This window comes from Mycobacterium sp. MUNTM1, from assembly GCF_054660795.1.
In genome coordinates this window covers 1-26,172 of sequence record NZ_BAAGDE010000061.1, presented here as the reverse complement: position 1 = coordinate 26,172, position 26,172 = coordinate 1, and the positions used below count along the sequence as shown (strand labels likewise).

Here is a 26,172-nt window from a genome sequence, read left to right as displayed (position 1 = left end):
AACCGCCCCCTCTAACCCGTTGTCGCGGGCCCCGTGGTCTCCCTATTCGGGGTCTAATTTTTCGGGCCCGCCCCCCTCCAAGTGGCGGCTTTTTCTTCCCGCGCCCCACGGCCGGCCGCGGCCCGTCGCGGCCGCGCGAGCGAGTTGATAATGAAAATGATTTTCATTAAGGTGGGGCCTTGCTGTGAGACCGCCCGACGTGCGGCTGTGAGTATGCCGGAAATGCGGAGAATCCCTACCGGAAACATCCTCAACAGCGGTAAAAGAAGGACAGTGCAGTGGTGAGCACGACGGGCCCAAACGCCTCGACAGTTAGCTTATGCAATGCTAACTTCAGGCAGTTAGGTTAGGGGAGACTACATACATGAAAAGTCGCGGCCGTGGAACTCGGTGACACCGGCATGCTCACAGCTCAGCCCGTTAATCCGCGGGTGGACGCGCGGGTTGACGAGGACGTCGTCAGCCGGTTCGCCACATGCTGCCGCGCGCTGGGCATCGTCGTCTACCAACGCCAGCGCCCCGCCGATCTGGCCGCCGCGCGCTCCGGCTTCACCGCGCTGACCCGCGTCGCCCACGACCAGTGCGACGCGTGGACGGGTCTGGCGGCCGCCGGCGACACGTCCCTGCGCGTGCTCGAGGCGGTATCGCGCAACGTCGCGACCGCGGGCACGCTGCAGCGCCAGGTCGACCTGACGCCCGGCTCGCTGGGCTTCCGCTACGACACCGGGCTGTATCTCCAATTTCGCGCCGCGACGCCCGATGATTTCCACCTCGCCTACGCGGCCGCGCTGGCAACGGCGGGGCGATTTGCTGACGCCAACGAAATCGTCACCGGCCTGACGGCCGCCCGGCCGAACTGGCGTGAGGGCCGGTGGGTATCCGTCGTCATCAACTACCGCGCCGAGCGCTGGTCGGATGTCGTCAAGCTGCTGACCCCGATCGTCAACGACGCGGATCTCGACGAGGCCTTCTCGCACGCCGCCAAGATCGCACTCGGTACCGCGTTGGCCCGGCTGGGCATGTTCGCCCCGTCGCTGTCGTATCTGGAGGAGCCCGACGGACCCGTCGCGGTGGCCGCCGTCGACGGCGCGCTGGCCAAGGCGCTGGTGCTGCGCGCGCATGTGGACGAGGACTCGGCCAGCGAGGTGCTGCAGGATCTGTACGCCGCGCACCCGGAAAACGAACAAGTCGAACAGGCCCTGACCGATACCAGTTTCGGCATCGTGACCACCACGGCGGGCCGCATCGAGGCCCGTACGGATCCGTGGGACCCCGAAACCGAGCCCAGCGCAGAGGATTTCGTCGACCCCGCCGCGCACGAACGTAAGGCAGTGCTGCTGCACGAGGCCGAGCGCCAGCTTGCCGAATTCATCGGACTCGACGAGGTCAAGAACCAGGTGTCGCGGCTGAAGAGTTCGGTCGCCATGGAACTGGTCCGCAAGCAACGCGGCCTGGCCGTCGCGCAGCGCGCCCACCACCTGGTCTTCGCCGGTCCGCCCGGAACCGGTAAGACCACCATCGCCCGCGTGGTCGCCAAGATCTATTGCGGCCTCGGGCTTTTGAAGCGGGAAAACATTCGAGAGGTCCACCGCGCCGACCTCATCGGCCAGCACATCGGCGAGACCGAGGCCAAGACGAACGCGATCATCGACAGCGCGCTCGACGGCGTGCTGTTCCTCGACGAGGCCTACGCGCTGGTTGCCACGGGCGCCAAGAACGACTTCGGGCTGGTGGCCATCGACACACTGCTGGCGCGGATGGAGAACGACCGCGACCGCCTGGTGGTGATCATCGCCGGATACCGCGCCGACCTGGACAAGTTCCTGGATACCAACGAGGGTTTGCGTTCCCGGTTCACCCGCAACATCGACTTTCCTTCCTACGCACCGTCGGAGCTGGTCGAGATCGCGAACACGATGGCCGAGCAGCGCGACAGCATCTTCGAGCCGGCCGCGCTCGAACACATGGAGGCGTTGTTCACCAAGCTGGCAACCGAGTCGACCCCGGACGCCAACGGAATCTCGCGACGCAACCTGGACATCGCCGGTAACGGTCGATTCGTCCGAAACATCGTCGAACGCTCCGAGGAAGAACGAGAGTTCCGGCTCGACCATTCGGAACACGCCGGAACCGGCGAATTCAGTGACGAGGAGCTGATGACGATCACCGACGACGACGTCGAACGGTCGGTTGAGCCGCTGCTGCGCGGCCTTGGCCTGTCGGTGCCGGCATGACCCCCAACAACGAGCCCGACGAACGCCGTTCGTTCACCTCTCGCACCCCGGTCAACGACAACCCCGACCAGGTCGAGTACCGCCGCGGCTTCGTCACCCGCCACCAGGTCACCGGCTGGCGGTTCGTGATGCGCCGGATCGCCTCGGGTATCGCCTTGCACGACACCAGGATGCTGGTCGACCCGCTGCGCACGCAGTCGCGCGCGGTGGCCATGGGCGCGGTCCTGCTGGTCACCGGCCTGGCGGGTTGCTTCGTGTTCTCACTGATCCGGCCCAGCGGCACGGTGGGTACCAACGCCGTGCTGGCCGACCGCTCCACCGCCGCGCTGTACGTGCGCGTCGGTGACGACCTGCACCCGGTGCTCAACCTGACCTCCGCCCGGCTGATCACCGGCCACGCCGTCGACCCCACGATGGTGAAAAGCAGTGAGCTGGACCGCTTTCCGCGCGGCAACCTGATCGGCATCCCGGGTGCGCCGGAGCGCATGGTGCAAAACCCCTCGCGCGACGCGAACTGGACGGTGTGCGACGCCGTCAGCGAGCCGGCCCAGGGCGGGCACGCCGCCCACAGCACCGGCGTCACGGTGATCGCGGGCCAGCCGGACAGCAGCGGTGCACGCGCGGCGACGCTCGCGTCGCAGCAGGCGGTCCTCGTCGACCGGGACGGCAGCACCTGGCTGTTGTGGGACGGCAAGCGTTCGCAGATCAACCTGACCGACCACGCGATCACGAACGCGCTTGGCCTGGGGCAGAACAACTCCGAGGTGCCCGCGCCCCGGCCCATCGCGCTGGGCCTGTTCAACGCGATCCCGGAGGCACCGTCGCTGACGGCGCCCGCCATCCCGAACGCCGGCGCCCCGGCCCCGTTCAGCGTGCCCGCCCCGATCGGCGCGGTGGTGGTCTCCTACGCCCTGGACCAGAGCTCCTCGGGCGCGCCGCGCTACTACGCGGTGATGCCCGACGGCCTGCAGCAGATCTCACCGGTGCTGGCCGCGATTCTGCGCAACACCAATTCCTATGGGCTGGACCAGCCGCCGCGGTTGGGCGCCGATGCGGTGGCCAAGCTGCCCGTGTCGCGGATGCTGGACACCGCACGGTATCCGGATCAACAGATCAGCCTGGTCGATGCGGCCAAATCGCCTGTCACGTGCGCCTATTGGAGCAAGCCCGCCGGGGCCGCGACCAGCTCGCTGCACCTGATGTCGGGCTCCGCGCTGCCGATCGCCGAATCGATCCGCACCGTCGACCTGGTGGGCGGCGGCGCCGCGACGACCGCGACTCGCGTCGCCCTGGCGCCGGGCACCGGCTACTTCACCCAGACCGTCGGCGGCGGCCCGGAATCGCCGGGCACCGGGTCGCTGTTCTGGGTCTCTGACACCGGCGTCCGCTACGGCATCGACAACGAGTCGGAGCACTCCGCCGCCGGACACGGCAAAACGGTTGAGGCCCTTGGCCTTAACGGATCACCGGTCCCCATTCCGTGGTCGGTGCTGTCGCTGTTCGCGCATGGTCCGACGTTATCGCGCGCCGACGCGCTGCTGGCTCATGACGGGTTGACGCCCGATCAGAAGCCCGGCCGTGTGGCATCTGCCGAGGGAGCCCCCCGATGAGCCGACTGATCTTCGAAGCGCGCCGCCGTCTGGCGCCGCCGGTGACCCGCAAGGGCACCATCGCCATCGAGGCGCCACCCGAGCTGCCCCGGGTGATTCCGCCGTCGTTCCTGCGCCGGGCGATGCCCTACGTGCTGGTGATCCTGATCGTCGGCATGATCGTCGCCCTGTTCGCCACCGGGATGCGGCTGATCTCTCCGCAGACGCTGTTCTTCCCGTTCGTGCTGTTGCTCGCCGCGACCGCCATGTACCGCGGCAACGACAACAAGACACGCACCGAGGAGGTCGACGCGGAACGCGCCGACTACCTGCGCTACCTGTCGGTGGTCCGGGACAACATCCGCACCCAGGCCACCGCGCAGCGGGCCGCGGCGCAGTGGTCCCACCCGGAGCCGTCGGCGCTGGCGACCGTGCCGGGATCGCGCCGCCAGTGGGAGCGTGACCCGCACGACCCCGACTTCCTGGTGCTGCGCGCCGGTCGGCACCACGTGCCGCTGGCGACCGCCCTGCGGGTCAACGACACCGCCGACGAAATCGACCTGGAGCCGGTGTCGCACAGCGCATTACGCAGCCTGCTCGACACCCATCGCAGTGTGCGCGATGTGCCGACCGGAATCGACCTGACCAAGGTCTCCCGGATCACCGTGCTGGGCGCCGAAGACGAAGCGCGGGCGGCGCTGCGCGCCTGGGTCGCTCAGGCGGTGACCTGGCACGACCCGACCGTGCTCGGGGTCGCGCTGGTCACCCCGAATCTGGAGAGCCCGGACTGGTCCTGGCTGAAGTGGTTGCCGCACATCGACGTTCCGGGTGAGCTCGACGGGGTCGGGCCGGCCCGCTTCATGTCGACCAGCGCCGACGATTTGGTCGCCAGCCTGGGCTCGGCCCTTCTCGACCGTCCGGCGTTCACCGGCGAGCCGGCCGATGCGCTCCGTCACCTGCTGATCGTCATCGACGACCCCGACTACGACCTCAACGCGTCGACGCTGGCGCTGGGCCGGGCGGGCGTCACCGTCGTGCAGCGCAGCACCACGGCGCCGAACCGCGAGCAGTATTCGGATCCGGAAAAACCGATCCTGCGCGTCGCGGGGGGAGCCATCGAGCGCTGGCAGACCGGCGGCTGGCAGCCCTACATCGACAACGCCGATCAATTCGGCGTCGACGAGGCCGCACACCTGGCTCGCCAGTTGTCGCGCTGGGACTCCAACCCGACCCACACCGGCCTGCGCTCCGCGGCCACCCGCGGTGCCACGTTCACCACGATGCTGGGCATTTCGGATGCCTCCCAGCTCGACGTGCCCACGCTGTGGGCGCCGCGCCGCCGCGAGGACGAGCTGCGTGTACCGATCGGCGTCACCGCGACCGGTGAGCCGCTGATGTTCGACCTGAAGGACGAGGCCGAGGGCGGCATGGGCCCGCACGGGCTGATGATCGGTATGACGGGTTCGGGTAAATCCCAGACCCTGATGTCGATCCTGTTGTCGCTGTTGACGACTCACTCGGCCGATCGGTTGATCGTCATCTACGCCGACTTCAAGGGTGAGGCCGGGGCCGACAGCTTCCGTAACTTCCCGCAAGTCGTCGCCGTCATCTCCAACATGGCCGAGAAGAAGTCGCTGGCCGACCGCTTCGCCGACACGCTGCGCGGCGAGGTGGCGCGCCGCGAGACGCTGCTGCGGGAAGCGGGCCGCCGGGTCCAGGGCAGCGCCTTCAACTCGGTGGTGGAGTACGAGGCCGCCATCGCGGCCGGACACGACCTGGCGCCGATCCCGACGCTGTTCGTGGTCGCCGACGAGTTCACCCTGATGCTGGCCGACCATCCGGAATACGCCGAGCTGTTCGATTACGTTGCGCGTAAAGGTCGGTCGTTCCGCATCCACATCTTGTTCGCGTCGCAGACGCTGGATGTCGGCAAGATCAAGGACATCGACAAGAACACCTCCTACCGCATCGGTCTGAAGGTGGCCAGCCCCAGCGTTTCCCGTCAGATCATCGGTGTGGAGGACGCCTACCACATCGAGTCCGGCAAGGAGCACAAGGGCGTGGGCTTCTTGGTGCCCGCCCCGGGTGCGACGCCGATCAAGTTCCGCAGCACCTATGTCGACGGCATCTACGATCCGCCGCAGAAGGCCAAATCCTTTGTCGTGCCGTCTATCCCGGAACCAAAGCTGTTCACGGCCGGGCGCGTCGAACCCGATCAGGACACCGTCGTCACCGCCCCCGAGGAAGACGAATTCACCGGGCCGCCGCGCAAGCTGATCGCCACCATCGGCGACCAGCTGGCGGGCTACGGTCCGCGGGCGCCGCAGCTCTGGCTGCCGCCGCTGGACGAGCCGATCCCGTTGACCGCCATGCTGGCCCGCGCCGGCGTGCCGCCCCGGCAGTGGCAGTGGCCGCTCGGTGAGATCGACAAGCCGTTCGAGATGCGCCGCGATCCGCTGGTGTTCGACGCCGCCTCGTCGGCCGGAAACATGGTCATCCACGGTGGCCCGAAATCGGGCAAGTCGACCGCGCTGCAGACGTTCATCCTGTCCGCGGCCAACCTGCACTCGCCGCGTGAGGTCACCTTCTACTGCCTGGATTACGGCGGCGGCAAGCTGCGGGCGCTCGAAGACCTGGCGCACGTCGGCAGCGTGGCCTCGGCGCTGGAGCCCGAAAGGATCCGGCGCACCTTCGGCGAACTCGAGCAGCTGCTGCTGTCGCGGCAGCGCCGAGAGGCGTTCCGGGACAAGCATGGTGCGGCCCCCGACGACGGGTTCGGCGAGGTCTTCCTGGTCATCGACAACCTGTATGCGTTCGGCCGGGACAACACCGACCAGTTCAACACCCGAAACCCGTTGCTGGCCAGGGTCAGCGAGTTGGTCAACATCGGTCTTGCCTACGGCATCCACGTCGTCATCACCACCCCCAGCTGGCTCGAGGTGCCGTTGGCCATGCGCGACGGCCTCGGCTTGCGGCTCGAGCTCAAGCTGCACGACCCGCGGGACAGCAACGTGCGGGTGGTCGGTGCCCTGCGCCGGCCCGCCGAAGCGGTGCCGCACGACCAGCCGGGACGCGGATTGACCATGGCCGCAGAGCATTTCCTGTTCGCAGATCCCGAGCTGGACCAGGTGCCCGCGCTCAATGCGCGCTACCCGGGCGTCAGCGCGCCGCCGGTGCGCCTGCTGCCGACCAACCTGACGCCGGAAGCGGTCGGGTCGCTGTATCGCGGGCTCGAGCAGGTCGTCATCGGCCAGCGCGAGGAGGACCTCGCGCCGGTGGTGGTCAACTTCGCCGAGAACCCGCTGCTGATGGTGTTCGGCGACAGCAAGTCCGGGAAGACCACGCTGCTGCGCCATCTCATTCGCACGGTGCGGGAGCACTCCACGGCCGATCAGGTGGCCTTCACCGTGCTGGACCGGCGGCTGCACCTCGTCGACGAGCCGCTGTTCGCCGACAACGAGTACACCGCCAACATCGACCGCATCATCCCGGCGATGCTGGGGCTGGCCAACCTGATCGAGTCGCGCCGGCCACCGGCCGGCCTGTCACCCGGCGAGCTGGCCCACTGGCGCTACGCGGGCCACACCCACTACCTGATCATCGACGACGTCGACCAGATACCGGATTCGCCGGCGATGAGCGGCCCCTACGTCGGGCAGCGGCCGTGGACCGCGCTGATCGGATTGCTCTCGCAGGCCGCCGATTTGGGGCTGCGGGTGATCGTCACCGCGCGTGCCACCGGCTCGGGGCACGCGTTGATGACCAACCCGTTGCTGCGCCGGTTCAACGACCTGCAGGCGACCACCTTGATGCTCGCGGGTAACCCGCAGGACAGCGGCAAGATTCGCGGCCAGCGGTTCGGCCGGTTGCCCGCCGGGCGGGCGATCCTGCTGGGCGACAGCGACGCCCCGACGTACGTGCAGTTGGTCAACCCGTTGGTCGGGGAGTCCGTGATCGAGGGCGCTACAGACGGTTTCGCCCACTGATGTTTATCCAAGTCCGAAAAGGACCAGGAAAGGAGTAACCATGACCTTACGAGTGGTTCCCGAAGGTCTGGCCGCGACCAGCGCGGCGGTGGAGGCCCTGACGGCGCGGCTGGCGGCCGCGCATGCGGCGGCGGCCCCGGCGATCACCGCGGTGGTGCCGCCGGCGGTCGATCCGGTATCGCTGCAAACGGCGGTCGGATTCAGCGCTCAGGGCCAGGAGCACTCCGCGGTGGCCGCCCAGGGTGTCGAGGAGCTGGGCCGCGCCGGCGTCGGCGTCGGGCAGGCCGGCGCAAGCTATCTCGCGGGTGACACCGCAGCCGCGGCGACGTTCGGAATCGCGGGCGCCTGACGATGACCGCCCCCTTGGGACCCATCTGGATGGCTTCGCCACCCGAGGTGCATTCGGCGTTGCTCAGCGCCGGTCCAGGCCCGGGGCCGCTGTTGGCGGCCGCCGGCGCGTGGACCTCGTTGAGCACCCAATACGCCTCGGCGGCAGCCGAACTCAGTGGGCTGTTGGGGGAGGTCCAGGCCGGGGCCTGGGAGGGGCCGAGCGCCGAGCAGTATGTGGCGGCCCACCTGCCGTACCTGGCGTGGCTGCAGCAGGCCAGTGTCGACAGCGCGGGTGCGGCCGCGCAGCAAGAGGTCGCGGCGACCGCCTACGCGGCCGCATTGGCGGCGATGCCGACGCTGGCGGAACTGGCCACCAATCACACCGTGCATGGGGTGTTGGTAGCGACGAATTTCTTTGGCATCAATACCATTCCGATCGCGGTCAACGAGGCCGACTACGCGCGGATGTGGGTTCAGGCGGCCACCACCATGGGCACTTATCAGGCCGTGTCCGGTTCGGCCCTGGCCGCCGCGCCGCGCACCATGGCCGCGCCCGCCATCGTGAATCCCGGCGGCCAAGTCAACAGCCTGGCGTCCAACGCCACGCAGAACAGCCCCGGGGATTGGTGGCAGAACTTCATCCAGCAGCTGTCCAAGTTCTTCCAGGACTTCTTCCAGAACATCCAGCAGATGATGCAGAACTTCTTCTCGAATCTGCCCGCGTTCCTGGCCGCCAACGGACCGCTGCTGTTCTTCGTTGCCTACCAGGTGTTCTTCAACGCCGTCGGCTGGCCCACCTGGGGTGCGATCCTGACCGCACCGTTCCTGATCCCGCTGCTGCTGGGCATCGGGCTCAGTTCCCTGCTCACCACGCCGGTCGAGGCGGCGCCGGACGCCGCCCCCGCCGCCGTGACCCCCGTGCTGACGTCGAACAAGCCGCCGTCCATGCTGCCGGCGGTCGCGCTGGCCCCGACGGTGGCGACCCCGGCCGGAGCCCCGGCCAGCACGGTCGCCGCGGGTTCCGGTGCGCCCGCCGCGCCGGCGCCGGCGGCGGCTGCCGGCAACTTCGCCTACCTGATCGCCATGGGCGGTGAGCCGGACGCCGGCGTCGGACCCACGCTCGGTGGCCGCGGCGGGGCCAAGGCTCCTGCGGCTACCATCCCGGCGGCCGGCGCCGCGGCGGCGAGCCGCGCCGAATCCCGGGCCCGGCGCCGTCGGCGGGCCGCACTGCACGACCACGCCGACGAATTCGCGGACATGGACTCCGATTTCGGCGTCCCCCCGGACTTCGCCGACGACGAGGAGCTGGCCGCGGCCGTCACGTCCGCCCAGGGCGCCGGGACGCTGGGGTTCGCCGGAACCACGCAGCGGCAGAAAGCATTTCAGGCGGCCGGACTGACCAAGCTGGCCGACGACGACTTCGGCGGCGGCCCACGCATGCCAATGGTGCCCGGCACGTGGGAGCACGAAGCCGGTAATGGAACGGGCCCAACCGAGCCGGGGAAAGGGGGGTAAGGCACTCAGCCAGATGAACGTGAATTACCGGAACCCCAACGGACGCAACAGAAAGGAATCAACATGAGTATGTTGGACGCTCACATTCCGCAGTTGGTAGCCGCACAGTCGGCCTTCAGCGCCAAGGCGGCGTTGATGCGCAGCACGATCAGCCAGGCCGAGCAGGAAGCGATGTCGGCGCAGGCGTTCCACCAGGGCGAGTCCTCGGCCGCCTTCCAGGCCGCGCACGCGCGGTTCGTCGAGGTCGCCGCGCGGGTCAACACCCTGCTGGACATCGCCCAGGCCAACCTCGGGGACGCCGCCGGGACCTACGTGGCCGCGGACGCCGCCGCCGCGTCCGGCTACACCGCGTTCTGATCTCACCGCTACCAACCGCGAAAGGACTTGTCATGTCGCAGATCATGTACAACTACCCGGCGATGTTGAGCCACGCCGCCGACATGTCCGGCTACGCCGGCACCATGCAGGGGCTCGGTTCGGACATCGCCAGCGAGCAGGCCACGTTGTCCAACGCCTGGCAGGGTGACACCGGTATGACCTACCAGGTGTGGCAGGCCCAGTGGAACCAGGCGATGGAAAGCCTGGTGCGCGCCTACCAGTCGATGGCGAGCACCCACGAGGCGAACACCATGTCGATGCTGGCGCGCGACCAGGCCGAAGCCGCCAAATGGGGCGGTTAGTCCTCAGCTGAATGAACGCATCACCCAACGCCGTCGAGCTGACGGTCGATCACGCTTGGTTCATCGCGGAAACGATTGGGGCGGGGAGCTTTCCCTGGGTATTGGCCATCACCTCGCCCTATCGTGATGCGGCCGAACGCAACGCGTTCCTCGACCGTCAGAAGGCTGAGCTGGCCGAACTCGGGCTGGTCTCAGAAGGCGGACTCGTCAACCCCGCGGTCGCCGAGTGGATCAAAGTGGTGTGTTTTCCCCAGCGGTGGCTGGACCTGCGGTACGTCGGGCCCGCCAAGGACACCGGTGAGGGCGGCGGCGCCGAGTTGCTGCGCGGCGTCGTCGCACAGCGCACCGGTGTGGCGGGCAAGCCGTCGCTGACGGTCGTCGCGCTGCGCAGCGCGCAACTGATCACGTTCACCGCCATGGACATCGACGATCCGCGTGCGCTGGTGCCGGTGCTCACCGTCGGCCTGGCGCAACGGCCGCCCGCCAGATTCGACGAGTTCAGCCTGCCGACGCGGGTGGGTGCCCGAGCCGACGAACGGCTGCGTTCGGGGGCTCCGCTCGCCGAAGTCCTTGACTACCTGGGCATTCCGCAATCGGCACGAAGGGTGGTGGAATCGGTGTTCAACGGCCCGCGCAGCTACGTCGAGATCGTCGCCGGCTGCCACCGCGACGGCCGGCATTCCACCAGCGAGGTGGGAATGAGCATCGTCGACGCACGCGAGGGTCGGGTACTGGTCAGTCCGTCCCGCGCGTTCGACGGCGAGTGGGTCTCCACCTTCGCGCCCGGAACGCCCTTCGCGATCGCCGTCGCGATTGAACAACTGACCGCCCTGCTGCCAGACGCCGGATGGTTCTCCGAACACCGGTTAGCCCGAGACTTTTCCCTTTCAACACCGTCCGTCCAACATAGAGATAGAGAAGAGAGCACGATGTTCGAGCAACGGCCACAACACTTTTCGAGGGTCCGGTGACGTCCGGAACCGTCATGCCGATCGTCCGCGTGGCAATCCTCGCGGACAGCAGGTTGACGGAAATGGCCTTGCCCGCGGAGCTGCCGCTGCGTGAAATCCTGCCCGCCGTCCAGCGTCTGGTGGTTCCCGCCGCGACCAACGGTGACTCGGAAGACGGCGCCGCGGGTCGCGGCGCCGCCGAGATCGGCGCGGCGACGCAGCTGAGCCTGGCACCCATCGGCGGCGCGCCGTTCAGCCTGGACGCCAGCCTGGACACCGTCGGAGTCGTCGACGGCGACCTGCTGGCGCTGCAGGCGCTGCCGGTCGGTCCGGCCGCGCCCGGCATCGTCGAGGACATCGCCGACGCCGCCATGATCTTCTCGACCTCCCGGCTCAAGCCTTGGGGCACAACGCATATCCAGCGTGGCGCCCTGGCCGCGGCCATCGCGGTGGCGTTCCTGGCCACCGGGCTGTCGGTCACCTATCGGGTGGCCACCGGCGCGCTGCTGGGGCTGGTCGCCGTCAGCGCGGTCGCGGCGTTGACCGCGATCGTCGGCCTGCTGGTCACCGCGCGCTCGGCGCGCACCGGAATGGCGCTCTCGATCGCCGCGCTGGCTCCCATCGCCGCCGCACTCGCGCTGGCCGTGCCCGGCAGATTCGGCCCCGCCCAGTTGACGCTGGCCGCCGCCGGTGTCACCGCGTGGTCGCTGATCGCCTTGATGGCGCCCAGCGCCGAACGTGAACGCATCGCCGGCTTCTTCACCGCGACCGCGGTGGTGGGGGCCGGGGTGCTGCTGGCGGCCGGCGCCGAATTGCTCTGGCACCTCAAGCCGATCGCCATCGGCTGCGGGCTGATCGTGGCGGCGCTGCTAATCACCATCGAGGCGGCCCAACTGTCCGCACTCTGGGCGCGCTTCCCGCTGCCGGTCATCCCTGCGCCCGGGGACCCCACCCCGTCCGCACCGTCACTGCGGGTGCTCGAAGACCTGCCGCGCCGGGTGCGCATCAGCGATGCGCATCAGAGCGGATTCATCGCCGCCGCGGTGCTCCTCAGCGTCCTGGGTTCGGTCGCGATCGCGCTGCGGCCCGAGGCGCTCAGCGGTGCGGGCTGGTACGTGGTGGCGGCCACGGCCGCGACCTCCGTGCTGCGCGCTCGGGTGTGGGACTCGGCCGCGTGCAAGGCGTGGCTGCTCGCCCAGCCATTCCTGGCCGCCGGCGTGTTGCTGGTGCTCTACACCTCGACCGCACGCTACGCCGCCGCCCTGAGCGCGGTGCTGGTGCTGCTGGTGCTCGTGGCGGTGTGGATCGTGGTGGCGCTGAACCCGGGTATCGCTGCGCCGGAAAGCTATTCGCTGCCGGTTCGCCGGCTGGTGGGCTTCGTCGCGACCGGGCTCGACGCGTCGCTGATCCCCGTCATGGCGTTCGTGGTCGGTCTGTTCGGCTGGGTGCTCAATCGATGATTCGGCCGGCATCAGCCTGCTGCGCGGCGGTGTTGGCCTTGCTGCCCGCCGCCGCGACGTGGACGAGTCCGCCGGCATCCGCGATCACCCCGCCGACGGTCGATCCCGGTGCCGCGCCGCCCAGCGGGGCGCCGGGTCCCGGGCAGCCGATGGAGCAGCGCGGACCCTGCAGCACCTCCGGCGTCGTTCCCGGCAGCGATCCGGGCGCCATCACGCCCAGCCAGTCGATGCTGAATCTGCCTGCGGCATGGCAATTCTCGCGGGGCGAGGGCCAGCTGGTGGCCGTGCTGGACACCGGGGTTCGGCCGGGCCCACGGCTGCCCAACGTCGAACCGGGCGGTGATTTCGTCGAGACCACCGACGGGCTGACCGACTGCGACGGGCACGGCACGCTGCTGGCCGGGGTCATCGCCGGCCAGCCCTCGCCCGACGACGGCTTCTCCGGCGTGGCGCCCGCGGCGCGGGTGGTGTCGATACGGACGGCGTCGGCCAAGTTCTCGCCGCGGACACCGGGCGGTGATCCGATGATGGCGCGCGTGTCGGCGGAGGTATCGACGCTTGCCCGCGCGATCGTGCATGCCGCCGACCTCGGTGCGCGGGTGATCGACATCGGCTCAACCACCTGCATGCCAGTGGACCGGCCCGTCGATCAGGCCGCGCTTGGCGCCGCCGTCCGATACGCGGCGGTGGACAAGGACGCGGTGCTCGTGGCCGGCGCCGGCAACAGCGGGCCGACCGGGGCGAGCGGCGGCGGAACGTCGTGTGAATCCAATCCGCTCACCGACCTGAGCCACCCGAACGATCCGCGGAACTGGGCCGGCGTCACGTCGGTGTCCATCCCGTCGTGGTGGCAGCCGTACGTCTTGTCCGTGGCATCGCTGACCCCGGACGGCCAGCCGTCGAAATTCACCGTGGCGGGGCCGTGGGTGGGAGTCGCGGCGCCCGGCGAACGCATCGTGTCGATCGGCAACGCCGACGGCGGCGGGCTGGCCAACGGCCTGCCCGACGAGCACCAGCAGCTCGCGGCCCTCAGCGGAACCGGTTATGCGGCCGGCTATGTGGCCGGTGTCGCCGCGCTGGTTCGCAGCAAGTATCCCGACCTGAACGCCACCGCGGTGCTGCATCGCATCACCGCGACCGCGCACAACGGCGCACGCGACCCGTCGAACGTGGTCGGCACCGGCAGCGTCGATCCCGTGGCCGCCCTGACCTGGCAACTGCCCGCCGGTAACCAGCCCGGCGCGGCGTCGGTGAAGCCGGTGTCCGTGCCGCCGGCCCCAGCGCCCAAGGACACCAAACCGCGGACCGTCGCGGTGGCCGGCACCGCCGCGCTGGCCGTGCTGGTCGCGGTGGCCGGCGCTGTCACCGCTATCACCGCACGCCGACGAAAGGACCCCACCCCGTGAGCACGCATCGGATACCGACTCCCGGGAGCGGTCGAATCACGTTGGCGCTGCTGGCCATTGTGCCCGCAGTGATGGCCTACCCGTGGCGAACGCCTCGCGACTATTGGCTGCTGGGCATCGCGGCCGCCGTCGTGATCGTGTTGTTCGGCTGGTGGGGCGGTCTGCATTTGACCACCATCTTGCGCCGCCGCCTGGCGATGATCGGACGCGGCAACGCCGTCCCGGCGGCCACCTCTGACACGGCGGCGACCGCTTTGATTCGCCTCGGTGCTCCGGAGGACGACTCCGATGTGCTGCCGCTCCCGCTGATCGCGAGCTACCTGGACCGCTACGGCATCCGGGCGGACAAGATCCGAATCACCAGCCGCGACAACGCCGCCGACGCGTCACGCCGGGAGACCTGGATCGGGCTCACCATCTCGGCGCCGGACAACCTGGCCGCGCTACAGGCCCGCTCGCCGCGGATCCCGTTGCGCGAGACTGCTCAGGTCGCGGCCCGCCGGTTGGCCGATCAGCTGCGGGAGATCGGTTGGGAAGCCACTACCGTCGCGGCCGACGACGTCCCCCGGCTGCTGACGTCCAACCCCCGCGAGAGGTGGCGCGGCGTGCAGCGTGGCGCCTCGGATTACCTTGCGGCATACCGGATTCAGCTGAACGACGCGCTGCCGGAGACGCTGGAGGCGATCCGGGCGTATGCCGCGCGCGAAACCTGCACCGCACTCGAGGTTGCCGGCGACAAGGGCGGGCTGACCGTCGCCGTGGCCTGCGCGTTCCAGACCGAGGCCGCCCCGGACGGCAAGGCACCGGTGGACGGGCTGACCCCACAGCGCGGAAACCACCTGCCCGCCTTGACCGCACTGGACCTGTTGTCCACGTACCGGTTGGACGGCCACACCGCCGCGCCGGACGACCTGCTCGCGCAGCTGCACTGGCCGACCCTGACCGGCGCGGCCCACCGAGGCCGGCACCGCGAAACCGGTGCCGGCCCCCAGAGCGCCGACACCGTCGAGGCGGTCAGAACATGACCTCCTGCAGGAACGCGGTCATCCGGCGCAGGTAGTCCAGCTGACTCACGTGCATCACGTGGCTGCCCGGAAACCAGTGCAGCGCACAGCGATCCCAGTGCTGCCATAGCTTGACGGCATGGTCGGGCGGCGCCATCCGGTCGCCGAGCCCGGTGATGATCATCCGGCGGTCCCGGGGCACCAGCGGCCGGTAGTTCAGCGGGCAGTGGTACGCCAGCCCGGCCGCCAGGTCGTCGTGGCTGATGCCGGAGAGGCGCAGGCCCAGCCGGACCAGCTTGTTCGCCGGGAACCATTCGTCGAACAGCGTCGACGGGGTGACCACCGGACAGTTAGGGATCACGGCCTCGAGCCGATGGTCGGCCGAGGCCACCAGCGCCGAGGTGTAACCGCCCAGCGAAATGCCGGTGAGCGCGATGCGATCGACCCCGGCGTGACTCAAATAGTCGATGATGGAACGAAAGTCGTGCACGGCCTGGGCCATGGCCTCGGCGAAGCCGCTGATTCCACTGGCGAAGTAGCCGAAACCGCTGAAGGGCGAATACTTTTCGGCTCGGTTGCCGTGAAAGGGCAAGGTGTACATCAGCACGTCGTAACCGGCCCGGTAGTACCAGGGCAACGAAAAGAACCGCCCGTTGGCCAAATACGACGATCCCATGAAGCCGTGGATCACGCACAATGTGGGACGGGGGCCGTCGTCGTGGCGCCAGTGCTGCGCGCGCACCATGTTGTTGGATCTCCAGGTGCCCCACCGCGTGCGCATGGCGGGATTGATGGCGGTGAAGCTGCTCGGGAACGCGATGTTGTCGACCGTGCCGTGCGCGATCCACTCCGCCAGCGGGCTGGCCCGCCGCGACGTCACCCGCGGCAGTTCGGTGGGCGGCGGGAAGGACCGGGTCGGGTCTTGTGCCGCGCCCAGCTCCGCGTAGAAGTCGAGGTTGCCGCGCTCGGTGGCGGAATGGGATTGCCGCAGCGTGCCGGCGACTACGAACGGCGCCACCGTCGTGGTGAGCAGCGAGGCCACCCAGGTGCGCAGGGCCAGATCGCCGAGGGCCGATGCCTCGACTACCATTCGCTGGCGGGGCGACAACGCCGAGTGGGGGGGTAAACCGCCGGCGCCGGCCGGCAGATCGGCGCCGGGGACGTCCGGGACGGGGATGGGCGGGTCGATCGGATCTGAGTCGGACGCCACGAACGCCGATGGTAGCCCGGCGGGCACGCGTCTTCCGGGGGTTTCGACCGGTTTCGGCCGTCGCGGCGATATCCCGGGACCATTCGGGCCGCGTCGGCGCACCATAGGAGTTATACGGTTTGCTATCGGCCGGCTAGCGGCGGCGTGAGGATCGGGAGGATCGATATGTGGGATCCGGACGTCTATCTGGCCTTCGCCGACCATCGCGGCCGACCCTTCTACGACCTGCTGTCGCGGGTGGGCGCCGAGCGGGCGCGTCGTGTGGTCGATCTCGGTTGCGGCCCCGGTCACCTGACGAAATATCTGGCCCGGCGCTGGCCCGACGCGGTGGTTGAGGCGATGGACAGCTCACCGGAGATGGTGGCCGCCGCCAAGGAGCGCGGCATCGACGCCGTCATCGGCGATCTGCGCGATTGGAAGCCCAAACCCGACACCGACGTAGTGGTCAGCAACGCGGCCCTGCACTGGGTGCCCGAGCATGCCGACCTGCTGTTGCGCTGGGCGGGGCAGCTGTCGTCCGGATCGTGGATCGGCGTCCAGATGCCGGGCAACTTCGAGTCGCCGTCCTACGCCGCTGTGCGCGCCCTGGCCCGGCGGGAGCCGTACGCAAAGCTACTGCGCGACATACCATTTCGGGTCGGCGCGGTGGTCCAGCCGCCAGCACACTACGCGAACCTGCTGCTCGACGCGGGATGCAAGGTCGACGTCTGGGAGACCACCTATCTGCACCAGCTGACCGGCGAGCACCCGGTGCTGGAATGGATCACCGGCACGGCGCTGGTCCCGGTGCGCGAACGGTTGGACGACGAGGCGTGGGAGCAGTTCCGTGAGGAGCTGATCCCGCTGCTGAGCGACGCCTACCCGCCCCGCTCCGACGGCACGACGATCTTCCCGTTCCGCCGGGTGTTCGTCGTCGCCGAGGTCGGGGGCGCGAGCCGCTCAGCTGGGTAGCCCCAGCAGCGGCGCGGCCCGGCGGTAGCGCTCGACCGACTCGTCGGAGCGATGGTCGGCCTGCTGTTGCAGCATCGGCGCCGGCGTCCAGGCCCAGCGCCACGCGGACGGTGGCCACGGTCGCGGTCAGGTTGCGTTTGCGTCATCCTGAGCGCAACCGGCTCGCGATCTAGCGCTGCGTGGGCTTGCCTTCTTCGATGCCGCGGTCGGCGGCGATGCCCGAGCGGGGGGTCGGCTTCGATCGATGGATCTGCAGATAGGTTTCGGTGTACCGCGCGGAGATGCGGGTGCCGGCGAACTCCGACGGGATGACATCGCCGGTGCGCTGACGCCAATCATGAAGCCGCACAGCAAGGTTGGCCGCGACCTCGTCCGCCTCGGCCCCGTCTTCGGTCAGCAGGTTGGTGGTCTCGGTGGGGTCGGCGCGTAGATCGTAGAGTTCACGCTCGGGTCGCGGCGACTTGACGAACGGCGCGACGGCCAGCCCGGACGGGCTCTCCTCGATGTCCAGCGGCAGATCCAGCAGCGGTCGCGGCACGTAGTTCTCGATGTAGCTGTAGTCCTTGGTGCGAATCGCGCGGATCGGATCGAACGAGTCGTGGTAGGTCTTCATGGTGTAGACGTGATCGCGCACCGGTGCGCCCGGGGGATCCGGCTGCAGCAGAACGGGCGCGTGCGAGACACCGTCGACATCGGCCGGGGCGTCAATTCCCAACAGCCCCAACAACGTCGGGACCAGGTCGACCGCGCTGAACAGCTCGTCGTAGACACGGGGCCCCACGGTCCGGTTGGTGGGCGGCCGAATGATCAGCCCGATGCCGGTGCCGGCGTCATACAGCGTGGATTTCGCTCGGGGGAACGCGGGGCCGTGGTCGGTGAAGAACACCACCCAGGTGTTGGCGTCCAGACCGGTGTCGGCCAGCGCGTCCAACAGCTTTCCCACCGCGGCGTCGGCGGTGCTGATGGCCCCGTAGAAGTCGGCGAGGTCGCCACGCACCTCGGGGGTGTCGGGCAGGTAATCGGGCGGATCCACCTCGGCGCTGTCGGCCGGCGTGTAGCGGTCCCGCGGATAGGGCCGGTGCGTCTCGAAGAAGCCGGCGGTCAACAAAAACGGCTGTCCGACAAGGCCGTCAGCGCTTTGCCGCAGCCACTCGTCGGCCCGCTCGGCCACGTAGTCGCAGTAGGAGTTCGACACGTCGAACTCGTCGAAGCCCAACCGCTTCGGGTAGGAGGTCTCGTGCTGCATGCCGAAAAGGGCTGAGTACCAGCCGGATTCGGACAATATTTGAGGCAGGGTGCGGATCCCGTCACGGTATTCCCAGCCGTGGTGGGCAAGGCCGATGAGGCCGTTGTTATGGGGGTAGCGGCCGGTGAACAGCGATCCGCGCGACGGTGAGCACAGCGGAGCGGTCGTGTGCGCCCGGGTGAACAGGATCCCCTCGGCCGCAAGGCGGTCCAGACGCGGGCTCGACACGTCGGTGTGGCCGTAGGCGCCGAGGTAGCGGCCCAGGTCGTGCCAGTGCACGATCAGCACGTTGTCCTGAGAGCTTGTTTTCCGTTGTTTCTCCGCTATGTCGCCCGGCGTCAATGGCGTCACCTCTCACATTGCCTTGCGACCGGCGACGTTACCGCAACTTCCCTCCGTGTTTCCTGAGTGCCGACGCGTCAGGGCGCCGGCAGCCGGCCCCATCGGTTCTCGCAGACGAATTCCGACAGCGGTCGCGCGACGGCCCACCCGTCCAGCTCCAGCGCCGGGCGGTCGGGGAACTCGGGCACCGGCCCCAGGCACAGGATGGCCACCGGTTCGGCGCCGTTCGGCATCTCCAGCAGAGCCGCCAGCCGTTGCGGATCGAACAGCGACACCCAGCCCATGCCGAGGCCCTCGGACCGGGCCGCCAGCCACAGGTTCTGGATCGCGCAGGACACCGACGCCAGGTCCATGTGCGGGAGAGTCCGCCGGCCGAACACGTGCGCGTCGCGGCCGTCGCCCAGCGCCACCACGAACAGCTCCGCGCACTCGAGGATGCCCTCGACCTTGAGCGCCAGGAACTCGTCGGCCCGCTCGCCCAGGGCTTCCGCGGTGCGCGGACGTTCCTCGTCGACCAGGGCGTGAATGCGCCGCCGCAGCGCGGTGTCGGTGATGCGGATGAAGCGCCACGGTTGCATCAACCCGACGCTGGGCGCCGCGTGCGCGGCCTGCAGCAGGCGCGCCAGCACGGCCTCGTCCACCACCGCGCCGGGAACGAACCGGCGCATGTCACGGCGTTCGTAGATGACGCGATAGACGGCCCGCCGCTGTTGCGGGCTGAACGCGTCATCGGTCACGTCAGCCATCGTAGGAAATCCGCGTTAGCGTGGAGCCTGCCAACGCCTGAGCGCCTGGTGAATCCCCAGGAAGGGAGCGGTTTTCCATGAAGCCTTCCGATGTATTCGAGCAGCTCGGCATCGATGCCGCCGGCCGCAGTTATGGCGAGCCCTATCAGACCCCGGACGGCACCACCGTCATCGTGGTGACCAAACCGCTGGGGGTGTTCGCCATCCGCGACGGGCAGGCCTCCTGGACGCCGGCGGTGGACGGGGGCCGCATCGCCCTGATCGGCGTGATCACCGGCCTGCTGGCTGCGGTGATCGGCAGCCTGGCGGTGCTGCGGCAGCCGCCCTGGCCGCGCATCACGATCAGGGACTATAGGTAACTCCGACCGCGCGGAACACGTAGTCCGGCGGCATGTCGAACGCCAGCGAGCGCCGGGGCAGGCCGCCGAGCACGTCGTCGGGAATGGCGACCTTGTAGTGCAGCGACAGCTCGCCGCTGAATTTCTCGTCGACCTCGGACACGTCGACGTCGACCTGCAGTCCGGTCGACGAGATCTCCACCTGCGCCGCGCCGGTCTGTGGCGCGTTCCACCGCACGTTGACGGTCGGGCCGGCCAGCCGGGGCAGCATCGACAGCGTGGCCAGCACCCGCTCCGAGGTGAAGACCAGCGAACCGGTGTAACTGGCGACGCTGTGCGGCAGTCGCACGCCGGGGATGGTGCCGCTGAACCGCCGGGTCACAGCGACGTAGTCGGCGAGGTAGGTGATGCCCTCCGACTCGAGCTGGGCGTGCAGCTCATCGGGCAGCTTGCCGATGCCGAACAACCTACGGACGAAGACGGCCATATCGACAGTATGACCGCGCCCGCATGACACCGCGACGCTGCTGGTATCGGTTGGTTATGACTCGCCCCAGGACGCCGGTGGCCCTGTGCTTCGCGGTGCTGGCCGCCGCCGTGTACGCGATGATGTGGGCGGGCTACTGCCGGCACTGGACCTGGCTGCACCGGATGGACTGGTCGTTGCTGAACGCGGCCCGCGACATCGCGCTCAAACACCCGCTGTGGCTGCGGTTTTGGGAAGGCGTGTCGTATGCGCTGGGTCCGGCCCCGATGTCCGCGCTGGGCATCGCGATGACGGTGCTGGCCCTGGTGATGCGCAACGTGCGGGCCGCGCTGGTGCTGGTTCTGGCGTGTGGGCCGCTCAACGAGTTCGCGACCGCCGCGGCCAAGGCCCTGGTCAACCGGCCGCGTCCGGCGACCATGCTGGTCGCCGCGCCGTCCACCTCGTTTCCGTCCGGGCACGCCCTGGAGGCGACGGCGGCCCTGCTGGCCGTGTTGTGCTTCTTCTTTCCGATGATGAACGGATTGATCCGCGGCATCGCGGTCGCGGTGGTGGCGGCGTCGCTGCTGGCGGTCGGCATCTCCCGGGTGGCGCTGAACGTGCACTACCCGTCCGACGTGCTGGCCGGCTGGTCGCTGGGATACCTGTATTTCCTGTTGTGCCTGCACATTTTTCGGCCGCCGGTTAGGTCGTCCACCGGCCCGGAGCGCGCGATCGTGCCCTAACAACGCTGTCGCGGTGAGCATTTGGGTCACGGCGCGGTGACCTAACCGGGGCTAAACCTTTACTTGACCCTGACCATGTGTCCGTTTGACGATGGAGTGCATGCACCGACTGGTCACTTCGCTGTGCGCCGCGGCGTGCGTAATCTTCGCCTCGGTGGTGCTCGCGCCGATCAGTGCCGCCGCCGGCGCCCCCTGGTTCGCGAATGCGGTTGGCAATGCGACCCAAGTGGTTTCGGTCGTGAGCACCGGCGGTTCCAACGCGACCATGGAGATTTTCCAGCGCACCGGCACCGGCTGGCAGTCGCTGCGGTCGAACATTCCCACCCACGTCGGGTCGGCGGGCATGGCGCCGCAGGCCAAGAGCGGCGTTCCGGCCACCCCGATGGGCGTGTACAGCCTGGACTCCGCGTTCGGCACGGCGCCGAACCCCGGCACAGGGCTGCCCTACACCCAGGTCTCCGGCGGCAATTACTGGTGGAGCGGCGACGACCACAGTCCCACCTTCAACTCCATGCAGGTGTGCCAGAAGGCGCAGTGCCCGTTCAACACCGGCGACAGCGAGAACCTGCAGATCCCGCAGTACAAGCACGCCGTCGTGATGGGCGTCAACAAGAACAAGACCCCGGGTGGGGGAGCCGCGTTTTTCTTCCACACCACCGACGGGAAGCCCACCGAGGGCTGCGTGGCCGTCGACGACGCTCAGCTGGTGTCGATCATGAAATGGCTGCGGCCCGGCGCGGTCATCGCCATCACCAAGTAGCTTGTCAGTCCGCGGCGATGGCGCGGCCGGGTTTGAGGGTGAAGTTCAGGCCCTCCAAAGACATTGTGGCGTCGTAGGTTCGGTCGTAACCGGTGCCGCTGATCTTCCAGCCGGCATCGGTGCGACGGTAGGTGTCGCGGTAGAACGCGGCGCCGATCAACATGAAGTTGAAGTCGGCGACCATGACCCGGTCCTGCAGATACCAACTGCCCGTTGCGGTGTCGCCGTCGACGGTGATGTCCGGATGTGTCACCCGGTGTTCGGTGATGACGTTGGCGGGCAGCGACGTCCGCATGTACTCCACCAGGTCGGCCCGGTTGGTGAAGTGCAGCTCGTTGCCGATCGACGGCCCGTAGTCGGCCTTGATGTCTTCGGCCAGGGTGTCGGTGAAGTCGTCCCAATGCTTGGTGTCCAGCGCGCGCAGATACCGGTATTTGACTTGCTTGATCGCTTCGATATCGGCGAGATCGTCGAGGGTCATCAGGTCATTGCAGCACACGGAAAATGCGAACCATGAGGCGGTCGGACGGTGGGCCACCAGACTTAGACCAGCGCGAATCCGCGCGGCGTGTCGTGTGCGTGGTTTACCTGTCGCGGTACCCCTGGTCCTCGGAGAGGTAGCGGGTGACCATGTCGACGAGGGCACGTCGCTCCAGGCTCCAATCGATGGCGGCGCCGGTGACCATCTGGGCCAGCACCACACCGCGCAGCGTGGCCCAAATGACCTCGGCCACACCGGCATAGGCCGGATCGGTGGTGATCAGTCGCCCCAGCTGGCCCACCGCGGAGTTCATGTCGAGCAGGTGGCGCCGCGACGACGGGTCCGGGCCGCCGCGGGTTTCGCGCAGTATTTCGAAGGCGGCCATCGACGTCGGGCTGCTGTAACAGCTCCACGCGGTGTCGACGACGACCTCGATGCGCTCGCGCAGCGGCAGCTCGCTGACGTCGGCCGACGACAGGCTGTCCACCAGCCGGGCCACCCCGTCGTCCACCACGGCCATCAGCAGCCCGTTGCGATCGCCGAAGTGGTACTGGATGACTCCCCACGTCACGCCGGCGCGTTCGGCCACGTGCTTGGCGGTGGCCGCGGAGAATCCCTCCTCCACGATGCAGCGGACCGTCTCATCGATGATTTTCGCCCGGGTGTCGTCGCCGCGCTTGCGTGGCGCGGTGGTTCTCCGGGTGGGGCCAACCGGGCGATCGGGGGTCTGGCCAGCGACGATGGACATTGTTGACTTTATAACATAGTCAAGTCTATTTTTGGGGCGTGAGCAGCCCCTCGCGATACGCGCAATTGTCCCGTGACGAACTCGTTGTCCTGGTCCCCGAACTGCTGCTGATCGGGCAGCTGATCGACCGGTCCGGGATGGCTTGGTGCATCTCCTCATTCGGCCGCGACGAGATGGTGCAGATCGCCATCGAGGAGTGGGCGGGCTCCAGCCCGATCTACACCCGGCGCATGCAGAAGGCCCTGAACTATGAGGGCAACGACGTGCCGACGATCTTCAAGGGCCTGCAGCTCGACATCGGCGCCCCACCGCAATTCATGGATTTCCGGTACACCGTGCACGACCGCTGGCACGGCGAGTTCCACCTCGACCACTGCGGCGCCCTGCTCGACGTCGAGCCGATGGGCGAGCAGTACGTGTTCGGCATGTGCCACACCATCGAGGACCCGACCTTCGACGCCACCGCGATCGCGACCAACCCCCGCGCCCAGGTGCGCCCCATTCATCGCCCGCCGAGGACGCCGGCGGACCGGCATCCGCACTGCGCGTGGACCGTCATCATCGACGAGTCCTACCCGGAGGCGCAGAGCATCCCGGCCCTGGACATCGTGAGCCGAACCCGCGCTGCGACATGGGAACTCGACCCCATCGACCCGTCGGACGAGGGGCAGGCGGATTACTCCGGCCCGTTGCTGTCCGATTTCGACTTCGCCGCCTTCTCGCATTCGGCGCTGGTACGGATGGCCGACGAGGTGTGCCTGCAGATGCACCTGCTGTACCTGTCGTTCGCGATCGCGGTGCGGGCGCGGGCCGCCGACGACGACGAGGCGGTCTCGGTGTGCACCAAGGGCCTGACCGGCATCGCGGGCGTGGCCGCCGAGCGCATTCACCGGGCGCTGAAACTGCCGGGCGGCGCCGAAGGCGTGCTGCGCGTCCTGCAGCTGCACCCGCTGCTCAACCCCGCGGGCTACGTTGTGGCCGAGACGGAATCGAACCGTCTGCACGTCCACCCGTCCGCGGCCCATGACGACGAATCCTGGATCTCGCTGTGCTCGCCGGAATCCGTGCGGCCGCTCCAGGCGATCGCCACCGCGGTGGAACCGCGCATCGAGGTTCGAGTTAGCGGTACGGCCGCCGACTGGACGGCCGAACTGGTCGAAACCGACACTCCGACCGAGGAACTGCCAGAGGTTTCCGTGGTCAGAGTCAGTGGGGGAGCGACATTCCAGTTCGAGCCCAGGCGTTCGCTGCCGCTGACGGTGCTGTAACACAAAGCTTTTTGTCAAGGGGTTTTCGGTACCGCTTCGGTGACGCAAGGGCATCGAGCGGATACCAATGACATTGCGAAGCATCGGCTTTCCGCGTGTCCGCGGCTATCGTTAACGCTGGCCACCGACCCCTATAGACGAGGTTTTCGCTCTATGTACGACCCACTCGGGTTGTCGATCGGGACCACGAACCTGGTCGCTGCGCGTAATGGAAGCCCACCGGTTAGCCGCCGGTCCGTGCTCACCCTTTACCCGCACTGTGCACCGAAAATCGGTGCACCCGAAGAGAACCCGTACCTGACCGAGCCCGGCGTACCCATGAAGGGCTTTATCGAGCGCATCGGTGATTCCGTCGCGCTGGTGTCACCCGACGGTTCCGCGCACGACCCGGAGCTGCTGACGGTGGAGGCGCTGGACGCGATGGTGCTTGCGGCCGGCGCGGACGCGGCGTGCTCGGAGATTTCGATCGCCGTGCCGGCGCATTGGAAGCCCGCGACCGTGCAGGCGTTGCGGGACGCCCTGCGAACGCATCTGGGCTTCGTGCGAAGCGGCATGGCGCCCCGGCTGGTCTCTGACGCGATCGCATCGGTGACCGCGGTGAAGTCGGAGCTCGGTCTTCCCGACGAAGGCGTGGTGGGGTTGCTCGACTTCGGCGGCAGCGGCACGTCGGCCACCTTGGTCAGTGTCGCCGGGGACTTCGAACTCGTCAGCGCCACAATGCGTTACCCGGCGTTGTCCGGCGACGAGATCGACCAGGAGTTGCAGCTGCGCGCCTTCGAGGAGCTGGGCCACGGCAGCGGCCTCGACCCGGCCAGTACCGCCGGGGTCGGCCAGCTCATCGAACTCAGGGAGCAATGCCGCGCGGGCAAGGAGCGGCTCTCCACCGAGATGGCCACCGACATCACCGCCGTGCTGGGCGGGCGCAGTTGCAGCCTGACGTTGACCCAGGACGACCTCGAAGAGCTGATCCAGGACCGGCTGACCGGTTTCATCTACGCCTTCGATGACATGCTGGTGCGCTATCGCAAGAGCTGGTCGGACCTCGCCGCGGTGGTCACGGTCGGTGGCGGCGCCCGCATTCCCCTTGTCACCGAACGACTTTCGATGCACGGCCGCACGCCGATCCTGACGCCGTCGCAACCGGCCCTGGCGGCGGCCAGCGGGGCGCTCATCCTGGCCTCGCGCGGCGGCGAACTGGATCTGCGCACGCGGACGTCGATAGGGCTGCTCGCTTCGGCCGACGCGACCGGTGACGTCGTCGACCTGGGCGCCGGCGACGTGCTGGTGATCGACGACGAGGCGCTGACCGATCGTGAATTGGCTTGGTCGCAGACCGAATACCCCGGCGATCTGCGGATGCGGTTCGGTGGCGAAACCTACGACGAGGATGGTCCGGCCGGCTGGTCGATGCGGCTCAACGTCATCGAACCACCGCGCGAACGCCGGCCCTGGCTGCGGCTTCGGTTCTCCCAGTTGATCATCGGCATGTCGGCCGTCGTCGCGATGACAGCGATCGGCGGGGTGGCCTACACGCTGACCGGGATAGAAAACCGTCCGGCCCCGCCACCGCCCTCCGTCGCGCCGCTGCCGGCGCCTCCGGCCAACTCGGTGGCGCCGCGTCCGGTGGCACCGCCACCGCCCACGGCGGTACCGCCACCGCCACCGCCGCCCCGCGCGCCCCCCAGACCCCGCACGGCGCCGGCGCCCCGGTCGCCGACG

23 protein-coding genes and 1 pseudogene are annotated in these 26,172 nt (G+C 68.6%); 17 read left to right on the top strand and 7 right to left on the bottom strand.

Annotated features, from left to right (window positions below; genetic code table 11):
* The first annotated feature begins 380 nt into the window (after positions 1-380).
* The 11 genes from eccA3 to eccE all read left to right on the top strand — a co-directional run bounded on the left by eccA3 (position 381) and on the right by eccE (position 15,175).
* On the top strand, positions 381-2,234 hold the full coding sequence (eccA3, locus tag ACYQ8K_RS25590) for a type VII secretion system ESX-3 AAA family ATPase EccA3 (RefSeq protein WP_459973453.1): 1,854 nt from the start codon (positions 381-383) through the stop codon (positions 2,232-2,234).
* Positions 2,231-3,844 carry a type VII secretion protein EccB gene (eccB, locus tag ACYQ8K_RS25585; protein WP_459973451.1) on the top strand — a complete coding sequence of 538 codons (1,614 nt, stop codon included), beginning with the start codon at positions 2,231-2,233 and terminating at the stop codon, positions 3,842-3,844. Before eccA3 ends, eccB begins: the two co-directional genes overlap by 4 nt.
* Positions 3,841-7,809: a type VII secretion protein EccCa gene (eccCa, locus tag ACYQ8K_RS25580; RefSeq protein WP_459973449.1), complete on the top strand. Its 3,969-nt coding sequence runs from the start codon at positions 3,841-3,843 to the stop codon at positions 7,807-7,809. The genes eccB and eccCa overlap by 4 nt, the downstream gene beginning before the upstream one ends.
* A gap of 40 nt (positions 7,810-7,849) precedes the next feature.
* A complete protein-coding gene (locus ACYQ8K_RS25575; protein WP_064885850.1) occupies positions 7,850-8,158 on the top strand; it encodes a PE family protein in 309 nt (102 codons plus the stop codon).
* 2 nt (positions 8,159-8,160) lie between these two features.
* A complete protein-coding gene (locus ACYQ8K_RS25570) occupies positions 8,161-9,654 on the top strand; it encodes a PPE domain-containing protein (protein WP_459973446.1) in 1,494 nt (497 codons plus the stop codon).
* Between the two features lie 63 nt (positions 9,655-9,717).
* Positions 9,718-10,011, top strand: coding sequence for a type VII secretion system protein EsxG (esxG, locus tag ACYQ8K_RS25565; protein WP_007768837.1), 294 nt, complete (start codon positions 9,718-9,720; stop codon positions 10,009-10,011).
* Between the two features lie 32 nt (positions 10,012-10,043).
* The gene (locus tag ACYQ8K_RS25560) at positions 10,044-10,334 is read left to right on the top strand and encodes a WXG100 family type VII secretion target (RefSeq protein ID WP_007768835.1); all 291 of its coding nucleotides are present in this window, start codon (positions 10,044-10,046) and stop codon (positions 10,332-10,334) included.
* Between the two features lie 11 nt (positions 10,335-10,345).
* Positions 10,346-11,305, top strand: a complete 960-nt coding sequence (locus ACYQ8K_RS25555) for an ESX secretion-associated protein EspG (RefSeq protein WP_459973444.1) — start codon at positions 10,346-10,348, stop codon at positions 11,303-11,305.
* A gap of 14 nt (positions 11,306-11,319) precedes the next feature.
* Positions 11,320-12,744, top strand: a complete 1,425-nt coding sequence (eccD, locus tag ACYQ8K_RS25550; RefSeq protein WP_459973480.1) for a type VII secretion integral membrane protein EccD — start codon at positions 11,320-11,322, stop codon at positions 12,742-12,744.
* On the top strand, positions 12,741-14,150 hold the full coding sequence (gene mycP, locus ACYQ8K_RS25545) for a type VII secretion-associated serine protease mycosin (RefSeq protein WP_459973442.1): 1,410 nt from the start codon (positions 12,741-12,743) through the stop codon (positions 14,148-14,150). Before eccD ends, mycP begins: the two co-directional genes overlap by 4 nt.
* Positions 14,147-15,175, top strand: a complete 1,029-nt coding sequence (eccE, locus tag ACYQ8K_RS25540) for a type VII secretion protein EccE (RefSeq protein WP_459973440.1) — start codon at positions 14,147-14,149, stop codon at positions 15,173-15,175. The genes mycP and eccE overlap by 4 nt, the downstream gene beginning before the upstream one ends.
* On the opposite strand, the gene ACYQ8K_RS25535 is transcribed toward eccE, so the two are convergent.
* Positions 15,165-16,364 carry an alpha/beta hydrolase family protein gene (locus ACYQ8K_RS25535; protein ID WP_459973438.1) on the bottom strand — a complete coding sequence of 400 codons (1,200 nt, stop codon included), beginning with the start codon at positions 16,362-16,364 and terminating at the stop codon, positions 15,165-15,167. The two genes, eccE and ACYQ8K_RS25535, sit on opposite strands and share 11 nt — an antisense overlap.
* Before the next feature lie 165 nt (positions 16,365-16,529).
* Here ACYQ8K_RS25535 and ACYQ8K_RS25530 point away from each other — a divergent pair, with 165 nt between their 5' ends.
* Complete coding sequence (locus tag ACYQ8K_RS25530; RefSeq protein ID WP_459973437.1) at positions 16,530-17,315, top strand: trans-aconitate 2-methyltransferase; 786 nt, start codon at positions 16,530-16,532, stop codon at positions 17,313-17,315.
* Here the strand turns inward: ACYQ8K_RS25530 and ACYQ8K_RS25525 are convergent.
* The 3 genes and pseudogenes from ACYQ8K_RS25525 to bluB form a co-directional block, all read right to left on the bottom strand.
* Positions 17,304-17,451 (bottom strand): annotated as a pseudogene (locus ACYQ8K_RS25525) (Stf0 family sulfotransferase); the annotation flags it as partial. The gene ACYQ8K_RS25530 and the pseudogene ACYQ8K_RS25525 overlap by 12 nt on opposite strands.
* A gap of 33 nt (positions 17,452-17,484) precedes the next feature.
* Positions 17,485-18,912: a sulfatase family protein gene (locus ACYQ8K_RS25520; protein WP_459973435.1), complete on the bottom strand. Its 1,428-nt coding sequence runs from the start codon at positions 18,910-18,912 to the stop codon at positions 17,485-17,487.
* Positions 18,913-18,980: 68 nt separating this feature from the next.
* Positions 18,981-19,649, bottom strand: coding sequence for a 5,6-dimethylbenzimidazole synthase (bluB, locus tag ACYQ8K_RS25515; protein ID WP_459973433.1), 669 nt, complete (start codon positions 19,647-19,649; stop codon positions 18,981-18,983).
* Between the two features lie 77 nt (positions 19,650-19,726).
* On the opposite strand from bluB, the gene ACYQ8K_RS25510 reads away from it, so the two are divergent.
* Positions 19,727-20,008, top strand: coding sequence for a hypothetical protein (locus ACYQ8K_RS25510; RefSeq protein ID WP_459973431.1), 282 nt, complete (start codon positions 19,727-19,729; stop codon positions 20,006-20,008).
* Here ACYQ8K_RS25510 and ACYQ8K_RS25505 read toward each other — a convergent pair.
* Positions 19,992-20,474: a hypothetical protein gene (locus ACYQ8K_RS25505; RefSeq protein WP_459973429.1), complete on the bottom strand. Its 483-nt coding sequence runs from the start codon at positions 20,472-20,474 to the stop codon at positions 19,992-19,994. The two genes, ACYQ8K_RS25510 and ACYQ8K_RS25505, sit on opposite strands and share 17 nt — an antisense overlap.
* Positions 20,475-20,530: 56 nt before the next feature.
* Between ACYQ8K_RS25505 and ACYQ8K_RS25500 the strand changes: the two genes are divergently transcribed.
* Both ACYQ8K_RS25500 and ACYQ8K_RS25495 read left to right on the top strand, forming a co-directional pair.
* Entirely contained in the window at positions 20,531-21,196 is a 666-nt protein-coding gene (locus tag ACYQ8K_RS25500) for a phosphatase PAP2 family protein (protein WP_459973427.1), read from the top strand.
* Positions 21,197-21,296: 100 nt separating this feature from the next.
* Positions 21,297-21,956 carry a L,D-transpeptidase family protein gene (locus ACYQ8K_RS25495; RefSeq protein ID WP_459973426.1) on the top strand — a complete coding sequence of 220 codons (660 nt, stop codon included), beginning with the start codon at positions 21,297-21,299 and terminating at the stop codon, positions 21,954-21,956.
* A gap of 4 nt (positions 21,957-21,960) precedes the next feature.
* Here the strand turns inward: ACYQ8K_RS25495 and ACYQ8K_RS25490 are convergent, their stop codons facing one another.
* Both ACYQ8K_RS25490 and ACYQ8K_RS25485 read right to left on the bottom strand, forming a co-directional pair.
* The gene (locus ACYQ8K_RS25490) at positions 21,961-22,437 is read right to left on the bottom strand and encodes a nuclear transport factor 2 family protein (RefSeq protein ID WP_371915806.1); all 477 of its coding nucleotides are present in this window, start codon (positions 22,435-22,437) and stop codon (positions 21,961-21,963) included.
* A 103-nt stretch (positions 22,438-22,540) separates the two neighbouring features.
* Positions 22,541-23,185, bottom strand: a complete 645-nt coding sequence (locus ACYQ8K_RS25485) for a TetR/AcrR family transcriptional regulator (RefSeq protein WP_459973424.1) — start codon at positions 23,183-23,185, stop codon at positions 22,541-22,543.
* Positions 23,186-23,223: 38 nt separating this feature from the next.
* On the opposite strand from ACYQ8K_RS25485, the gene ACYQ8K_RS25480 reads away from it, so the two are divergent.
* Together ACYQ8K_RS25480 and ACYQ8K_RS25475 are read left to right on the top strand one after the other, a co-directional pair.
* A complete protein-coding gene (locus ACYQ8K_RS25480; RefSeq protein WP_459973422.1) occupies positions 23,224-24,453 on the top strand; it encodes a hypothetical protein in 1,230 nt (409 codons plus the stop codon).
* Positions 24,454-24,606: 153 nt separating this feature from the next.
* A partial coding sequence (locus ACYQ8K_RS25475; protein WP_459973420.1) for an Hsp70 family protein occupies positions 24,607-26,172 on the top strand: 1,566 nt, incomplete at its 3' end.